This is a genomic window from Streptomyces tritici, from assembly GCF_048500665.1.
In the GTDB taxonomy this organism is placed as follows: Bacteria; Actinomycetota; Actinomycetes; order Streptomycetales; family Streptomycetaceae; genus Streptomyces; species Streptomyces tritici.
The window spans coordinates 74,927-89,472 of record NZ_CP183183.1 but is presented as its reverse complement, the minus strand read 5'-3'; the positions used below and the strand labels follow the sequence as shown (position 1 = coordinate 89,472).

14 protein-coding genes and 1 riboswitch are annotated in these 14,546 nt (G+C 73.9%); of the genes, 8 read left to right on the top strand and 6 right to left on the bottom strand.

Annotated features, from left to right (window positions below):
• The first annotated feature begins 85 nt into the window (after positions 1-85).
• A riboswitch (cobalamin riboswitch) is annotated at positions 86-173 on the top strand.
• A gap of 127 nt (positions 174-300) precedes the next feature.
• Genes ACNJ93_RS00475 through ACNJ93_RS00465 form a run of 3 tightly spaced genes read left to right on the top strand, consistent with a single transcriptional unit; the run spans position 301 to position 3,211 of the window.
• Positions 301-1,398, top strand: a complete 1,098-nt coding sequence (locus ACNJ93_RS00475; protein WP_418955269.1) for a FecCD family ABC transporter permease — start codon at positions 301-303, stop codon at positions 1,396-1,398.
• Complete coding sequence (locus ACNJ93_RS00470) at positions 1,398-2,192, top strand: ABC transporter ATP-binding protein (RefSeq protein ID WP_418955268.1); 795 nt, start codon at positions 1,398-1,400, stop codon at positions 2,190-2,192. The genes ACNJ93_RS00475 and ACNJ93_RS00470 overlap by 1 nt, the downstream gene beginning before the upstream one ends.
• A complete protein-coding gene (locus ACNJ93_RS00465) occupies positions 2,189-3,211 on the top strand; it encodes an ABC transporter substrate-binding protein (protein ID WP_418955267.1) in 1,023 nt (340 codons plus the stop codon). The genes ACNJ93_RS00470 and ACNJ93_RS00465 overlap by 4 nt, the downstream gene beginning before the upstream one ends.
• A 71-nt stretch (positions 3,212-3,282) precedes the next feature.
• On the opposite strand, the gene ACNJ93_RS00460 is transcribed toward ACNJ93_RS00465, so the two are convergent.
• Together ACNJ93_RS00460 and ACNJ93_RS00455 are read right to left on the bottom strand one after the other, a co-directional pair.
• Positions 3,283-3,624 carry a DUF190 domain-containing protein gene (locus ACNJ93_RS00460; RefSeq protein WP_418955266.1) on the bottom strand — a complete coding sequence of 114 codons (342 nt, stop codon included), beginning with the start codon at positions 3,622-3,624 and terminating at the stop codon, positions 3,283-3,285.
• 113 nt (positions 3,625-3,737) lie between these two features.
• Positions 3,738-4,343, bottom strand: coding sequence for a L,D-transpeptidase family protein (locus ACNJ93_RS00455; protein WP_418955265.1), 606 nt, complete (start codon positions 4,341-4,343; stop codon positions 3,738-3,740).
• A 256-nt stretch (positions 4,344-4,599) separates the two neighbouring features.
• Here ACNJ93_RS00455 and ACNJ93_RS00450 point away from each other — a divergent pair, with 256 nt between their 5' ends.
• A complete protein-coding gene (locus tag ACNJ93_RS00450; RefSeq protein ID WP_418955264.1) occupies positions 4,600-5,511 on the top strand; it encodes a peptidoglycan-binding protein in 912 nt (303 codons plus the stop codon).
• A 73-nt stretch (positions 5,512-5,584) separates the two neighbouring features.
• Here ACNJ93_RS00450 and ACNJ93_RS00445 read toward each other — a convergent pair whose 3' ends face one another.
• Together ACNJ93_RS00445 and ACNJ93_RS00440 are read right to left on the bottom strand one after the other, a co-directional pair.
• A complete protein-coding gene (locus ACNJ93_RS00445; protein ID WP_418961271.1) occupies positions 5,585-6,217 on the bottom strand; it encodes a response regulator in 633 nt (210 codons plus the stop codon).
• On the bottom strand, positions 6,217-7,437 hold the full coding sequence (locus ACNJ93_RS00440; protein ID WP_418955263.1) for a sensor histidine kinase: 1,221 nt from the start codon (positions 7,435-7,437) through the stop codon (positions 6,217-6,219). Before ACNJ93_RS00440 ends, ACNJ93_RS00445 begins: the two co-directional genes overlap by 1 nt.
• Positions 7,438-7,546: 109 nt before the next feature.
• Between ACNJ93_RS00440 and ACNJ93_RS00435 the strand changes: the two genes are divergently transcribed.
• Positions 7,547-8,341 (top strand): ABC transporter ATP-binding protein, encoded by a 795-nt coding sequence (locus tag ACNJ93_RS00435; RefSeq protein ID WP_418955262.1) that lies wholly within the window; start codon positions 7,547-7,549, stop codon positions 8,339-8,341.
• Entirely contained in the window at positions 8,341-10,725 is a 2,385-nt protein-coding gene (locus tag ACNJ93_RS00430; protein WP_418955261.1) for an FtsX-like permease family protein, read from the top strand. Before ACNJ93_RS00435 ends, ACNJ93_RS00430 begins: the two co-directional genes overlap by 1 nt.
• A gap of 26 nt (positions 10,726-10,751) precedes the next feature.
• Here the strand turns inward: ACNJ93_RS00430 and ACNJ93_RS00425 are convergent, their stop codons facing one another.
• Positions 10,752-11,624: a helix-turn-helix domain-containing protein gene (locus ACNJ93_RS00425; protein ID WP_418955260.1), complete on the bottom strand. Its 873-nt coding sequence runs from the start codon at positions 11,622-11,624 to the stop codon at positions 10,752-10,754.
• 177 nt (positions 11,625-11,801) lie between these two features.
• Here ACNJ93_RS00425 and ACNJ93_RS00420 point away from each other — a divergent pair, with 177 nt between their 5' ends.
• Together ACNJ93_RS00420 and ACNJ93_RS00415 are read left to right on the top strand one after the other, a co-directional pair.
• Positions 11,802-12,599, top strand: coding sequence for an SDR family oxidoreductase (locus ACNJ93_RS00420; RefSeq protein WP_418955259.1), 798 nt, complete (start codon positions 11,802-11,804; stop codon positions 12,597-12,599).
• Between the two features lie 541 nt (positions 12,600-13,140).
• A complete protein-coding gene (locus tag ACNJ93_RS00415) occupies positions 13,141-13,977 on the top strand; it encodes a helix-turn-helix domain-containing protein (RefSeq protein ID WP_418961270.1) in 837 nt (278 codons plus the stop codon).
• A 39-nt stretch (positions 13,978-14,016) separates the two neighbouring features.
• Here the strand turns inward: ACNJ93_RS00415 and ACNJ93_RS00410 are convergent, their stop codons facing one another.
• Positions 14,017-14,499: a MarR family winged helix-turn-helix transcriptional regulator gene (locus tag ACNJ93_RS00410; protein ID WP_418955258.1), complete on the bottom strand. Its 483-nt coding sequence runs from the start codon at positions 14,497-14,499 to the stop codon at positions 14,017-14,019.
• Positions 14,500-14,546 lie beyond the last annotated feature (47 nt).

Sequence of the window (14,546 nt, the reverse complement as noted above, 5' to 3'; positions counted from 1 at the left end):
GGCGGCCCACGGGGGCGCTGTAGATCACACCGCGCTCGGACGGGTACCGCTCCCCGCCCTTGCTACGCTGCGAGCGCGTCCCGTGGGGGAAGTCCGGTGAGAATCCGGCGCTGACCCGCAACGGTGTGTACGAGCGGCCGCACGACGACCGCCCCGTACGAGCCCGATCGCCCGGGGGACGGCAGCATTTCCCACCACTCGCCGTGGACTGCGACCGGGGATGCCTCGCGGACCTCCCCGTCCCCACGGGCCGCGGGCCGCCTCGTACGTCCGGACGCGGCCCGAGACGAAGGACCGCCCGTGACGACGTCCGCGCCCCCCGAGGCCGGTCCCGCCCCTCCCGACCCGCCTGCCGCTCCTCTCCGGCGGTTCCGGACGGCGCCCCTGACGACGGGTCTGGCGGCGGCCCTGCTGCTCTCCGTGCTGTGCGCCGTCGCGCTGGGCGCGTCGGACGTGACCCCGGGAGAGGCCCTCGCGCTCCTCCGCGCCGGGCTGACCGGCGGGACGATCCGCGCCGACGAGGTGGCCGCGTACACGATCGTCTGGGAGATCCGGCTGCCCCGCACCGTCCTCGCCGCCGTCGTTGGCGCGGGCCTGGCCGTGGCCGGCGTCGCGGTGCAGGCCATGGTCCGCAACGCGCTCGCCGACCCCTTCGTGCTCGGCATCTCCTCCGGCGCGGCGGTCGGCGCGAACGCCGTGATCCTCCTCGGCGCCTTCGCGGCGCTCGGCGTCTGGGCCCTGTCTGTCGCGGCGTTCGGCTCCGCGCTCGCCGCCATGGCCCTGGTGTACGCCGCCGCGCGCACCGCACACGGCCTCACGCCCCTGCGTCTCGTCCTCACCGGCACGGCCATGAGCTACGGCTTCTCCGCGGTGACCACGCTCATGGTGTTCGGCGCGGAGCACGGCGAGGCGGCCCGCGCCGCGATGATGTGGCTCCTGGGCAGCCTCGGCGGCGCGACCTGGGGCTCGGTGCCGATCGCCGCCGCGACGGTGCTCGCCGGCACCACGTACCTCCTGCTCGCCGCCGGACGGCTGAACGCCCTCGCCATGGGCGACGAGACCGCGGCCGCGCTCGGCGTGGACGCCGGACGGCTGCGCCGCGAACTGTTCGTCGTCACCGCCGGCGTCACCGGGACGGTCGTGGCCGTCAGCGGCGCGATCGGCTTCGTCGGCCTGATGGTCCCCCACCTCGTCCGGATGCTCGTCGGCGCCGACCACCGGCGGGTCCTGGCCGTCGCACCCCTCGCCGGCGCGGTCCTGCTGGTCTGGGTGGACGTCGTCTCCCGGCTGCTGCTCGCCCCCGCCGAACTGCCGGTCGGCGTGATCACGGCGGTGATCGGCGTGCCGTGCTTCCTGCTGCTCCTGCGCCGCCGCGGCTACGCGTTCGGAGGCCGCTGATGCGGATCGACATCGACGACCTCTCCGTCGAGGTCGCGGGGGCGCGCCTCGTGCGGGACGTCACCCTGCACGCCGCCGCCGGACAGGTCGTGGGCCTCGTCGGGCCCAACGGCAGCGGCAAGTCCACACTCCTGCGCTGCGTGTACCGGGCGCTGCGCCCCGCCGCCGGCGCCGTCCGCCTCGACGGCGAGGACCTGCACGCGATGGACCCGCGGGAGGGCGCCCGGCGTCTCGCCGCGCTGCCGCAGGACTCCTCCTCCGAGTTCGACTTCTCGGTGGCCGAGGTGGTCGCCATGGGCCGGCTGCCGCACCGCCGAGGGGCCATGGGCCGCGCCGGCGCGGACGACGCGGTGATCTGCGGGCGGGCCCTGGAACGGGTCGGCGCCGCCCACCTGGCGGACCGCGGCTTCCTCACCCTCTCCGGCGGCGAGCGGCAACGCGTGCTCATCGCCCGCGCCCTCGCCCAGCAGCCCCGGGTCCTCGTCCTCGACGAGCCGACCAACCACCTCGACATCGCCCAGCAGCTGGAGGTCCTGACGCTCGTCCGCGGCCTCGGCCCGACGGTCCTGGTGGCCCTGCACGACCTCAACCTCGCGGCGCGGCACTGCGACCTCCTGTACGTGATCGCCGACGGGCGCCTCGTCGCCTCCGGCCCGCCGCACGACGTCCTCGGGCCGGAGCTGCTCGCCGAGGTGTTCGGCGTCCGCGCGCACCGCGTACGGCACCCGGAGACCGGCGCCGTCCAGCTCCTCTTCGACCGCCTCACCGACCACGAACAGGTGGAAACCCCATGACCCGTCCCGCTTTCCGGCCCACCGCGTGCGCGGCGGCGGCCCTCGCGCTCGCCCTCACCCTGACGGGCTGCGGCGCGCGGGTCGCACCCCCGGAAGGAGCCGCCCGCGACGACCGCCCGGCGGCGGTCACCCTCGAGAACTGCGGCCGCGCGGTCACGTACGCCAAGCGCCCCGAACGGGTCGTCACCAACGACGTCGGCATCACCGAGCTCATGTTCGCCCTCGGCCTGGAGGACCGGATGGCCGGCTACGTGATGCCGGACGACCGCGGCGACCTGTCGAAGGTGCCCTGGAAGGGCGGGTACGACCGGGCGAAGTGGCTGTCAAAGGACGCCATCACCAAGGAACTCGTCCTCGACGCCCGCGCCGACCTGGTGTTCGCCGGCTGGAACTACGGCTTCGGCGAGGACAACGGCCTCACCCCCGACTCCCTGCGCCGCCTCGGCGTCGACACGTACGTCCTGACGGAGTCCTGCCGCAACGGCCCGGGCGCGACGCGCGGCATCATGCCGCCCCTCGACGCGCTCTACACCGACCTGACCAACCTGGGGAAGCTCTTCGGCGTCGAACGGCGCGCCCAGAAGCTCGTCGCGGACTTCAAGCAGCAGGTCGCCCGCGCCCAGGCCGAGGCCCCGCGCGGCGCGGCCCGCCCCACCGTCTTCCTCTACGACAGCGGCCAGGACAAACCCTTCACCTCCGGCCGCTACGCCGCCCCCCACGACATCATCACCAAGGCCGGCGGCAACCACCTCATGGCCGACCTCGCCGACTCCTGGACGACGGTCGGCTGGGAGACGATCGTCGCCCGCGACCCGGACGTCATCGTCATCAACGACTACGGCGACACCACCGCCGCCCAGAAACGCGCCTTCCTCCTCTCCCACCCGCCCCTCGCCCAGGTCTCCGCCGTCAAACACCGCCGCATCGTCACCCTCGACTACGTCGACCTCGTCGAAAGCCCCCGCAACCCGGCGGCCATCACGACCCTGTCCGCGTACTTGTCGGGGGTCCGACGCTGAGGAGCCGTCAGAACGCCGCCGGCATGTCCGCGATCGGCCGCGGGCAGCCGGCCGCGTAGCCGGGCGGGTGGCTAGTCCTCGCGTGCGGTGTGGTGGACGACCTCGCAGGTGTCCAGCGTCACCAGGGCCCCGCCGACGAGTTCGTCCAGCTGGGGGAGGAACGCCCGTACCCGGCGCTCCTCGTCGACGATGACCACCGCCACCGGGAGGTTCTCGTTCAGCGACAGGAGGCGGGCGGTGTGGACCCGGGAGGAGGCGCCGAACCCCTCGACGCCCCGGAACACCGACGCGCCGGCGAGGCCCGCCTGATGGGCGCGGTGCACGATCTCGGTGTACAGCGGCCGGTGGTGCCAGAGGTCGTTGTCCCCGAGGAAGATCGTCACACGCAGCGCCCGCCCGCTCAGCCTCGTCACGCCGCACATCCTCCCAGAACCCCCGGCTCGAACCCGGGGCCTGGCGCGACCGGCGTGCCGCCACGCCCGAGGGGTGCGCCCGCCGCCGTACGGGCGCACCCCGGACCTCCGGCTCAGACCACCGTCAGCCGCGTGGGCGCCGGATAGCGGCTGAGGTTCCGGAACAGCTTCTTGATGTCGTTGGGGGCCAGCTTGATGCAGCCCGCGGACTTGTAGTCGCCGACCCCGTCCCAGCGCCGGCTCTCCGTACGGCCCTGCCCTCCGTCCCGGGTCATCTCGCTGTGGATGAACAGCTCGGTCCGCGGCGTGCGGCCGTCGTTGCACTTTTTGTCGCTCAGCGGGATCGCGTAGCCCTTGATGACGTTCCCGTTGTAACGCGTCTGCGCCCTGCCGACCTTGTACGTGCCGCGAGGCAGCCAGCCCTGGCCTCGCTTGCACTCCTTGCGGCCGTTCGCGTGCGCCTTGCCGAGACCGGACCCCGCCCGGAACTCGGCCACGGACCGGCCGCCCCGCACGACGTAGAGCCGGGAGTTCTGCGGGTCGCTCCCGTTCCTGACGAACTTCAGCGTCGTGACGACGCCGGCCGCCGCGGGCCGGCCCCGCTCCGCCGGCGCGGCGGCCTGCCCGCCGGGAGCCGCGGCGACGGCCGTGGTGACGAGGGCCAGGGCGCCGAGCCCGATCGCGGTGGCACGGACACGCAGAGGTGACGACACGGACATGGTGATCACTCCTTAGGGGGTTTGCGGGAGAGGCGACGCGCGCCGGCCACGGCAATTCCGACAGCACTTGCCACGGGCATATCGCCCTGTCGTCGGGCCTTCCGGACCGGTCGGTGCGAGCCGCCGAGGACAACCCTGCCCGCCGCGGACCGCCCTGCGGCGCGCCATGCGGCATGCGCCGATGCGTGATGATGCATGCACAGATGCAGGGCGCTGACGTGCGGTGATGCACGTACGGCGAAGCTCGGAGGAACCGATGGTCGAGGCACGGCCGCACCGCACGGCGGGCGGCGCGGGGCAGGAACTGGCACTGTTGTTACGCGCGTGGTGGGAGGCCGCCGCGGACGAGGGCGGCAGGAAGCCCACGCAGGAGTCCCTCGCCCGCAGGGCGGGCGTCAACCAGACGACCCTGTCCCGCTACCTGAACCCGGCGCACCCCTCGACCGCCCCCAAGGACGTCGTCCAGGCGCTGCACGCCTCACTGGCCGCGCCGCCCGACGAACTGCCCAGGGCCCTGGCGCTGGCCGAAGCGGCGTCCGGCGGGCACCTCACGTTGGAGCCGCCCGCGTTGGCGGAGCCCCCGTCCCCGCTGCCGCGCGTCTGGACCGCGCCGCACCACCTGTGGCGCGCGGCCCTGGTGACGGCCGTGACGGTGAGCATCGCCCTCGCCTCCTGGGCGGTCCTCAGCTACCGGCAGCCGCCCACCGGCCCGCATGACCGCCCCGTCGCCGCGGCCGCGGGACCGGCCGCTCTCTCCCGCTGGCCGCTGGTGAGACTGGGGGAGAAGGGCTCGCTCACCTGGACGGTCCAGCGCCTCCTCCGCGCCGACGGTCACCGCCTGGACGCCGACGGCATCTTCGGCCCGGAGACCCGCCGGCAGGTGATCGCCTTCCAGCGCACCCGGGGCCTGCAGCCGGACGGCAAGGTGGGGGAGCGGACCTGGCCCATGCTCGTACGCCCGGTCGCCCCGGGCGACAAGGGCCCCGCGGTCGAGGCGGTCCAGGACCTCCTGGCCCGGGCGGGTCTCCCCGCCGACATCACCGGCGTCTACACGACGGCCACCCACCGCGCCGTCTCCGACTTCCAGACCCGGAGCGGCCTGCCCGCCACCGGCACCGTCGACACCCCCACCTGGCGCGCCCTCACCGCGGCCGTACCCCGCCCCTGATCCGGCCCGCCTGGGAGGAGGTTGGCGCCCCGGTCCCGTCGGCAGGCAGGCAGGCGCGGTCGAGGAGGCCCCGTCACGCCCGCAGATAGGCGAGGACCGCGAGCACCCGCCGGTGGCCGTCCGTGTCCACCGGCAGGTCCAGCTTCGCGAAGATGTTGCCGATGTGCTTGTTCACGGCCGCCTCGCTGATGAACAACTGCGCCGCCAGGTTCGCGTTGGAGCGGCCCTCCGCGATCAGCCCGAGCACCTCGCGCTCCCGGGCGCTCAGCCGCTCCAGCGGGTCCTGGCGCAGCCGCACCAGCTGGAGGACGACCTCCGGGTCCACCGCCGTCCCCCCGGCGGCCACCCGCTCCACCGCGGCCATGAACTCGGCGACCGCGCCCACCCGTTCCTTCAGCAGATAGCCCACCCCGGCCCCGCCGCCCGAGTCGAGCAGCCGCAGGGCGTACGAGCGTTCCACGTACTGGCTGAGCACGAGCACCGGCAGTCCCGGGAACTCCTCGCGCAGCCCCACCGCGGCGCGCAGCCCGTCGTCGCCGAGCGACGGCGGCATCCGCACGTCGGTGACGATCAGATCCGGCCGCTCGGCGCGCACCGCCTCGACCAGCGCGTCCGCGTCCCCGACCGCCGCCACCACCCGGTGGCCGACCCGTTCGAGGAGTCCGACCAGGCCCTCGCGCAGCAGGACGGCGTCCTCGGCCACGATCAGACGAAGCGACACGGCACCTCCACGTGCAGCAGGGTGGGACCGCCCACCGGGCTCGACACCCGCATCCGCCCGTCGAGCGCCGTGACCCGGTCCGCGAGCCCGGTCACGCCCGTGCCGGATGCGGGATCCACGCCGCCGCGACCGTCGTCCGTGATGTCGAGGATCAGCAGGTCGGCATGGTGGCGACCGCGCACCTGGGCGCGGCTCGCCCCGCTGTGCCGGGCGATGTTCGTCAGGGCCTCGTTGATCAGGTAGTACATCGTCGTCTCGAGCTTCCTCGGCAGCCGCTCGGGCAGCTTCAGGTCCACCGTCACCGGGATCGGGAACCGTCCGGCGTAGTCCTCGACCGCCGCGACCAGCCCGTGGTCGGCGAGCACCGGCGGATTGAGCCCGCGGATCAGCGCCCGCAACTCCCGGTGCGCCGTGGACAGCTGGTCCTCCGCCCGGGTCAGCAGTTCCGCCTGCGGGGAGCCCTCGGCGACCTCCAGGCGCATCAGACCCAGTGTCATCCCCAATGACACAAGCCGCTGTTGCGCCCCGTCGTGCAGGTCCCGCTCGATGCGCACCCGTTCCGCGTCGAAGGAGTCCAGCAGCCGCGCCTGCGAGGCCCGCACCTCGCGCAGCTCCTCGCCGAGCTCCCTGTCGCGCGGGGCCAGGAACGTACGGGACATGGCGGCCCGCGCGCCGGCCCAGGAGGTCACCGTGTACGGCGAGGCGAGCAGCACGACCGCCCCGAACACCGTCCACGGCCAGGTGTGCCGGTCGGTCGCGGCGAACGTCACGGCGGGCACCCCGAAGGAGAAGAGCAGCACCAGCAGGTCCAGCCACCACAGCGCCGCAGCCGACAGCATCGTGAACATCAGCTCCCGCCACGTCGCCTGCTCCTTCAACCGCGTCGCCGCCCAGGCCCGCAGGCCCGGGCCGTTCGGCGTCCGGTGCGGGTCGGCCACCACGTCCAGGTCCACGAGGCGCAGCCGGTGGCGCTCCACCCGGGCCACCGCCGTGGACGCCAGCACCAGTCCGGCCAGCGGCGCGACGCCGATCAGCACGACGAGCAGGGCGACACCCGCGGCCAGCCCGAGACCGAAGACCAGCACCGCCGCCGCGCCGACCACGACGCCGCCGACCAGGTAGGCCAGCGACCGCCAGGGCCAGCTCGACGTGAGGAAGCTCAGGGGACGCTGAGCCATGGCCTGCCAGGCCGTTGTAGGACGCATGGGGTTCACCGTAGCCGGGCCGCTCCGGCGGCGCGGTAGAGCTGGCTCTACCTCCGAGGTGGAGTGCGGATCAGTGCGCCGGCCCGCCCCCGGGCCGTGGAATCGACCCATGACGACGACAACACGAACCCCCGAGCGGAACGCGGTCGAACTCCACGGCGTACGCAAGGTCCACGGCGCCGGCGACCACCGCGTGACCGCCCTCGACGACGTCTCCCTCGCCTTCCCCCGTGGCACCTTCACCGCCATCATGGGCCCCTCCGGCTCCGGCAAGTCGACCCTGCTGCAGTGCGCCGCCGGACTGGAGCGGCCGACCGAGGGCCGCGTGATCCTCGCCGGAGCGGACATCGGCCGGCAGAGCGAGACGCAGCGGACCCGGCTCCGCCGCGACCACGTCGGATTCGTCTTCCAGGCCTTCAACCTCGTCGAATCCCTCACCGCCGCGCAGAACGTCGAGCTGCCGTCCCGGTTCGCCGGCCGCAGGGTCGGCCGCGAACAGGTCGCGCGGGCGCTCGCCGCGGTGGGCCTGACCGAGCGCGCCGGGCACCGCCCCAGCGAGCTGTCCGGCGGTCAGCAGCAGCGCGTGGCCCTCGCCCGGGCCCTCGTCACCCGCCCCGACGTCCTGTTCGCGGACGAGCCGACCGGCGCCCTGGACACCGTCACCTCCCACGAGGTGCTGCGGATGATGCGGATGCTCGTCGACGAGGAGGGCCAGACCACCCTCATGGTCACCCACGATCCCGTGGCCGCGGCCACCGCCGACGTCGTGGTCTTCCTCAAGGACGGCCGCATCGCCGACCGCCTCCCGCTCGACCGCGGCGCGGACGGTGCGGGCGGCGCGGACGGCGCAGGCGGCGCGGACGCCGCCCGGATCGCCGCCCACATGGCCCGGCTGGAGGCGTGATGCTGATCCTCGCGAACGTACGCGAACGCCGCTCCGCGTTCCTCGGCGCCTTCGTCGCCGTCCTGGTCGGCGTCGCCCTCATCACCGCCACCCTCGTCGTTCACGACTCCGCCCGTCCCCGGGTCCAGCCGCGCCACGCCGGCACCGCCGCCCTGGCCCTGCCCCCGCAGGCCCGGGACCTCGACGGCAGCCCCGAGGACCGCATCCCGTGGAGCGCGGCCGAGGCCGGACCGCTGCTCACCGCGCTCGACCGGGTCCCGGGCGTCGCCGCCGCCGTACCGGACCGCGCCTTCTACGCCCAGGCGATCGTGGACGGCGAGCCCGTCGCCGACGACGGCGCCCTGGAGGCCGGCCACGGCTGGTCCGGCGTACGGACCGCGCCGTACGAACTGGTCGTCGGCCGGGCCCCGCGCGGCGAGCACGAGGTCGTCGTGGACCAGGCCCTCGGAGTGCCCGTCGGCGGCGCACTCACCGTCAACCTGGCGCAGGGCCGCACGCGGTTCACCGTCGTCGGCACCGTGGACGGCCCCGGCTACTACTTCAGCGAGACGTTCGCCGCCCGGCAGCAGCCCGGCGTCCGCGCCGTCGCCCTGATCGCCGAACCCGGCGCCGACACCGGCGCGCTCGCCGCCGCCGCCCGCAGGGCGCTCGGCGGGAGCGGCAGCCTCGTCGTCGGCGACGCCCGCGCCGAACTCCAGCCCGCGCACGTCGAGCACCGCCGCTTCCTGGGCACCCAGCTCATCGGCGCCATGGCCGTACTCGCCCTGTTCACCACGGTGTTCGTCGTCGCCTCCATGCTGGTGCTCGCGACCGGGCTGCGCCGCCGCGAACTCGGACTCCTGCGCACCCTCGGCGCCGCCCCGGGCCAGATCCACCGCATGATCCTCGGCGAGGCGGCGGTCGTCGGCCTGCTCGGCTCGCTCGCCGGCTGCGCGGCCGGCGTGGCCGGCGCCCCGCTTCTCCGGTCGATTCTCGACCGGTTGGACGTGATCCCGCCGGACATGCGGCTCACCGTCGCCGCCTGGCCGCTGCTCACCGCCTGCGCCATCGGCGTCGGGGTCAGCACGGCGGGGGCCTGGGCCGCCGGGCGGAGGGCCGCCCGCGTCGCCCCCGTCGAGGCGCTGTTCGAAAGCCCTGACGCGCAGCGGGGGATGGGACGCGGCCGGTGGATCGCCGGCCTCGGGGTCCTCGGCACCGGTGTCCTGCTGGCCCTCGGCACCGCCGTGGCCAGTGCCGAGAACCGCATCAGCGCGGCGCTCGCCGCCACCATGGCCCTCATCGTCGCGGCGGCCCTGCTCGCTCCCGTGCTCGTCGGGCCCCTCGGCCGTCTGCTGACCGCGCCGTTCCGGCGCTCCGGCGCCGCCGGGCCGGTCCTGATCCGGGCGGAGCCGACCGCCCACCCCGGCCGTGCCGCCTCCTTGGTGGCCCCCGTCGTCGCCGCCGTCGGCTTCGCGGTGCTGCTCAGCGGCATGGTCGAGACGATGCGGGTCGCCTACCCGGCGGGCGAGGCGCTCAAGGTCGCGGGGCAGACGATCGTCACCCCGGACGGCACCCCCGGCCACACCGACGAGGTGGTCGCCGCCCACCCGGTGGGCAAGGCCGCCCTGCCGACGCGCGCCTTCGTCCTCGGAGGGGCGGAGGGGGACGCGACCGTCCTGGACGTCCTGGGCAGCCGGGACCGCAGGTGGAGCAGGCCGGGCGAGGCCGTGCTCGGCGCACGCGTCGCCGGTCAACTGGGCTTGAAGCAGGGCCAGTACGTCTCCGTCCGCTTCGCCGACGGCGCCGTCGTCGGGCTGCGCGTCGGGGCGGTCCTGCCGGACGATCCGGCCCGCGGCGACTTCGTGGTCGCCCGCGACCTGGTCCGGGCCCACGACCCGGCCGCCCTCACCGACGACATCTTCGTCCCCGGCGACGCCGAGGCCACCGACTCCGTCCCCGGCACCGCGCTGCACGACGCCGCCGCGTACGCGCTGGCCGACTACGAGACCGACGCCCGGCTGACCGACAGCCTCGCCGCCCTGCTCATCGTGATCGCGGTCGGCTACGGCGTCATCGCCGTGGCCAACAGCATGGCCATGGCCGCCCACGGCCGGCGCCGCGACCTCGCCGTGATGAAGTCCGCGGGCGCCACCGACCGCCAACTCCTGCTGCTCTCCGCGGGCGAGACGGCCCTGATCGTCACCGTCGGCGCCGCCCTCGGCCTCCTCGTGCCGCTGGCCCCGTTGGCCGGCATGGCGTCCGGCCTCGCGGAGTCCACCTCCTCCGACGTGACCCTGCACCTGAACGCCGCCACCCTGGCGACCGCCGTCGCCGGCACCCTCCTCGCGGCGGTGACGGCGGGGCTGGCGGTCACGACGCGGACGCTGCGCCGGATGGTGTCGTGACGCCGGCGCGGGCGTGCGGTCCGGCGTCAGCCGGGCCGCGACGCGTCGGGCGCCGGGACCTCGGGGGCGGTCCAACTGGCCAGGACCTGCAGGGCCTGCGCGGTCTCGGAACCGGGCTCGACGCTGTACACGCACAGGGTCTGCTCCGCGTCGCCGGGCACCTGGAACGACTCGTACGCGAAGTGCAGGTCCCCGACCAGCGGGTGCCGGTAGTGCTTGGCGCCGTGCGTGCGGCGCAGCACCCGGTGGTCGTTCCACCAGCCGCTGAACTCCGGCGAACACAGGGTGAGTTCGCCGACCAGATCGGCGAGCTGCCGGTCCTGCGGATACCGGCCCGCCTCCAGCCGCAGGATGGCCACCGTCTCCGCGGCGATCCGCTCCCAGTCGCCCACCCGCTCGCGGGCCCCGGGGTCCAGGAGGTAGTAGCGGGCCAGGTTGCGGCGGTTGGCGGGCAGCGCGTCGAAGTCGGTGAGCACGGCGCGGGCGAGCCGGTTGGAGGCCAGGACGTCGGTGCGGCGCCCCAGGACGAAGGCCGGCACGTGCTGGAGGGTCTCCAGCATCAGGTGCAGGCCCGCCCGGACCCGCGGGGCCCTCGCGGGAGCACGGCGTACGGCGGCGGCGCCGGTCCGCAGCAGGTCGGTGAAGTGCTCGCGCTCGGTCTCGTCCATCCGCAGCGCGACGGCGATCGCCTCCACGACCTCGGGGGAGGGGTTGCGCGCCCGCCCCTGCTCCAGGCGCGTGTAGTACTCGGTGCTCACCCCGGCCAGGCGGGCCACCTCGTCCCGGCGCAGCCCGGGAACGCGGCGTACCCGCTCGTCGGCGGGCAGCCCGGCCTCTCCCGGGGTGATCGCCGCGCGCCGCGAGCGCAGGAAGCCGGAGATTTCCTTGGTGCGGTCCATGGCTCCAGTGTGCGCATGTCGGCGGGGCCGTGTCCGCTCCAGGGTGGCCCTGCCAGTACCAGCCCGACCAGGGCCAGTTACGCCGTCCCGAGGGGCCGCGGCGGGTGGTGTTCTGGATGTGCGGCCGGCGGGACCGACCGCGAACCCCCTTCTCCCCGCTTGTGAAAGGCACCCAGCATGTCCACGAACACCACCCTCTCCACCTCGACCTCCGCCTCCCAGCCCCTGGCGGGTCGCGTCGCGGTCGTCACCGGCGCCTCCAGCGGCATCGGCGAGGCCGCCGCCGAGCAACTGGCCGCCCTGGGCGCGCGCGTCGTCGTCCTCGCGCGCCGGGCCGAACGGCTGGCGGAACTGGTCGCCCGCATCGAGAAGATCGGCGGCAGCGCGGTGGCGATCGCCGCCGACGTGACCGACGCGGCGGCGCTGCAGGCCGCCGCCGACCGGGTGGAGGCCGAACTCGGCGGCGCCGACCTGCTCCTGAACAACGCCGGCGTCATGCTTCCCGCACCGATCGAGGAGCTCGCGACCGACCAGTGGAAGCGGCAGATCGACCTGAACATCACCGGACTGATGAACGCGATCGGCGCGTTCACCCCGCAGTTGGTCAAGGCCGCCGCGGAGCGAGGCGTCGCCGACCTGATCAACACCTCGTCGATCGCGGCGCAGAACATCTTCCCCCACTTCGCCGTCTACTCCGGCACGAAGGCGTACGTCACCCACCTCTCCCGTCACCTGCGGGCCGAGCTGGGCGCCAAGAACGTACGGGTCTCCGCAGTCGAACCGGGCATCGTCGGCACCGAGCTCCAGAGCCACGTCACCGACCAGGGCGCCCTCGACTGGCTGGCCGGCTCCAAGGAGACCATGGAGTGGCTCACGGCGCAGGACGTCGCCGAGACCATCGGCTTCATCGCGGCCCTGCCGCCACGGGTGAACCTGCAGCAGGTCACCATCATGCCGACCGGCCAGCCGAGCTGACCCCCGGCACGCCCCGTTGCGCGACACCGCGGGAAACGGGCCGGGCCCGGGCGGCAGGGGGATGCCGACCCGGGCCCGGCCTCGGGGTAACCGGAAGGCTGGGGAGCCGTACCGGTCGTTCAGGCGGCCGGCGTCCGAGGACGCTACGCGATGGCGATTGTCGACCGCCGGCCGCTGTACCTGGGGTTCGCCGAAGCCCGGCCGACGGGCGAAGCGGAATCGGCACCCTGCGCGAAAATCCATGCGGAGCACGGAATATGACACCGATCCTGCGACACCCCGCCAGAGCACCGACGAGAGCATCAGAACATTCCCGACCCGGGCGATTTGACGGATTCCCGCAGACTGCCCGGCCGTTCGGCCCCGATGTGCCACAGCGTGACCGCCGACCCGCTTCCCGGCAGGTCAGCAGCGCCACACCCACAGCTTCGCCCGTCGCCGGTTGGATATCTACGCATGGTTTCTAGTACGAATGACAGCGCCAGTATTTAGACTCCGAGGCGACCGATGCGTAGTACACGGGGGTTCCACCTGCATGGCCATGAACAAGAAGGCGCTCAAAGCTCTGTTGTCCGAGCGCCGGGAACTGATAGACCCCACCTCGCACGGTTTCGAACGCCCCCAGGGCCGCGGCCGCCGCGCCCGCGGCCTGTCCCAGCAACAGGTCGACGAACTCACCCGCCGCGCCACGCACACGTACAACCGGCTCGAGACCGGCGCGATGCCGAACCCGCCGACCGACTACCTCCGCCAGGTCGCCCGCCTCTTCGGCCTCAACGAGCAGGAGTGGGTGTCGCTGTGCCGGTACGCCGGCATCGGCGACCCGCCCGGCCCCCTCAACCAGGACTCCGGCCTCGAGGTACCCGGCGTCTGGCAGGAGGCCGTCGACGGCCTCTCCCACATGGCGTACGTCACCGACGCCTCCTGGAATGTCCTCGCCCACAACGAGCCCTTCGCCAGGCTCTTCCCCGGCGGCCGGATCCCGCCCAACACGATGCGGTGGATGCTCCTGGACCCGGACGCGCGCACCACCCTCATGGAGTGGAAGACCGTCTGGGCGCCGCTCGTCCTGCCCCAGCTGCGCGCCGCCCTCGCTGTACGCACCGATGACGAAACGCTTCACCAGATCGCCAAGGAAGTCCTCGCCGACCCGGACCTGGGCCCCATCTGGGAGGCCGGCGGCGCGAACATCCACCCCGACGGCGACGAACGCCCCCTCCTCCACGCGGTCGAAGGCCCCGGCCACGTCACCATGTGCGCCGCCCAGCCCCTGACCGCCCCCGGGGCACGCCTGATGATCCTGCTGTGGCACCCCGGCAAGAAGAAACAACACCGGCGCGTCCCCATGCTCCGCGCCTCCCGCCTCCCGGACGCGTGAGCGAGGGACGGCGGGAAACCGCCGACGGAGAACTCGGCCTCAGGAGGGGGCCACGTTGGCCAACATCCTGCGCAGCACCTTGAGCGCGGCGACGTACTCCTCGTCACTGATGCCCTGATGGACCACAGCACGCACCTCGCTCGCAAGCTCCCGGATCCGCACCCTGCCAGCCTCCCCGGCGTCAGTGAGCCATAGCCGCTCCTCGCCGTCGACCCGCAGCCACGCCCGATGCAACAACTGATCGACGGCCCGGCCGATTTCATGCGGCCCGTCGGCAAGATGCGACAGCTGCGCGACGACCTCGTCCCGACTCGGCGGTGTGGGGCCGCCGTTGACGCGGTTGAGCACCCAGTACTGCGGCTGCGTGACGTCGATCCTGGCCATGGCGTCCCGCAGCGGCCGAGTGACCGCCGCCTGCACCAGGCCACACCAGTAACCGATCGGCTGAGCGGCCAACATGTCGTCGGTGGCAGCCGGGTTCGCGGGCGCCTGATCGGTCGTGGTTCGGTTCAGCGAGTCCATGATCACGACGCTACCTTCCTGAAGCGCAGGACAGCGGTCAGTCGCTC

Excerpts from the sequence above, each read along its gene's own strand:
- ACNJ93_RS00470 (WP_418955268.1), top strand. The coding sequence starts at position 1,398 with ATGCGGATCGACATCGACGACCTCTCCGTCGAGGTCGCGGGGGCGCGC.
- ACNJ93_RS00465 (WP_418955267.1), top strand. The coding sequence starts at position 2,189 with ATGACCCGTCCCGCTTTCCGGCCCACCGCGTGCGCGGCGGCGGCCCTC.
- ACNJ93_RS00455 (WP_418955265.1), bottom strand. The coding sequence starts at position 4,343 with ATGTCCGTGTCGTCACCTCTGCGTGTCCGTGCCACCGCGATCGGGCTC.
- ACNJ93_RS00450 (WP_418955264.1), top strand. The coding sequence starts at position 4,600 with ATGGTCGAGGCACGGCCGCACCGCACGGCGGGCGGCGCGGGGCAGGAA.
- ACNJ93_RS00440 (WP_418955263.1), bottom strand. The coding sequence starts at position 7,437 with ATGCGTCCTACAACGGCCTGGCAGGCCATGGCTCAGCGTCCCCTGAGC.
- ACNJ93_RS00435 (WP_418955262.1), top strand. The coding sequence starts at position 7,547 with ATGACGACGACAACACGAACCCCCGAGCGGAACGCGGTCGAACTCCAC.
- ACNJ93_RS00430 (WP_418955261.1), top strand. The coding sequence starts at position 8,341 with ATGCTGATCCTCGCGAACGTACGCGAACGCCGCTCCGCGTTCCTCGGC.
- ACNJ93_RS00425 (WP_418955260.1), bottom strand. The coding sequence starts at position 11,624 with ATGGACCGCACCAAGGAAATCTCCGGCTTCCTGCGCTCGCGGCGCGCG.
- ACNJ93_RS00420 (WP_418955259.1), top strand. The coding sequence starts at position 11,802 with ATGTCCACGAACACCACCCTCTCCACCTCGACCTCCGCCTCCCAGCCC.
- ACNJ93_RS00415 (WP_418961270.1), top strand. The coding sequence starts at position 13,141 with ATGAACAAGAAGGCGCTCAAAGCTCTGTTGTCCGAGCGCCGGGAACTG.
- ACNJ93_RS00410 (WP_418955258.1), bottom strand. The coding sequence starts at position 14,499 with ATGGACTCGCTGAACCGAACCACGACCGATCAGGCGCCCGCGAACCCG.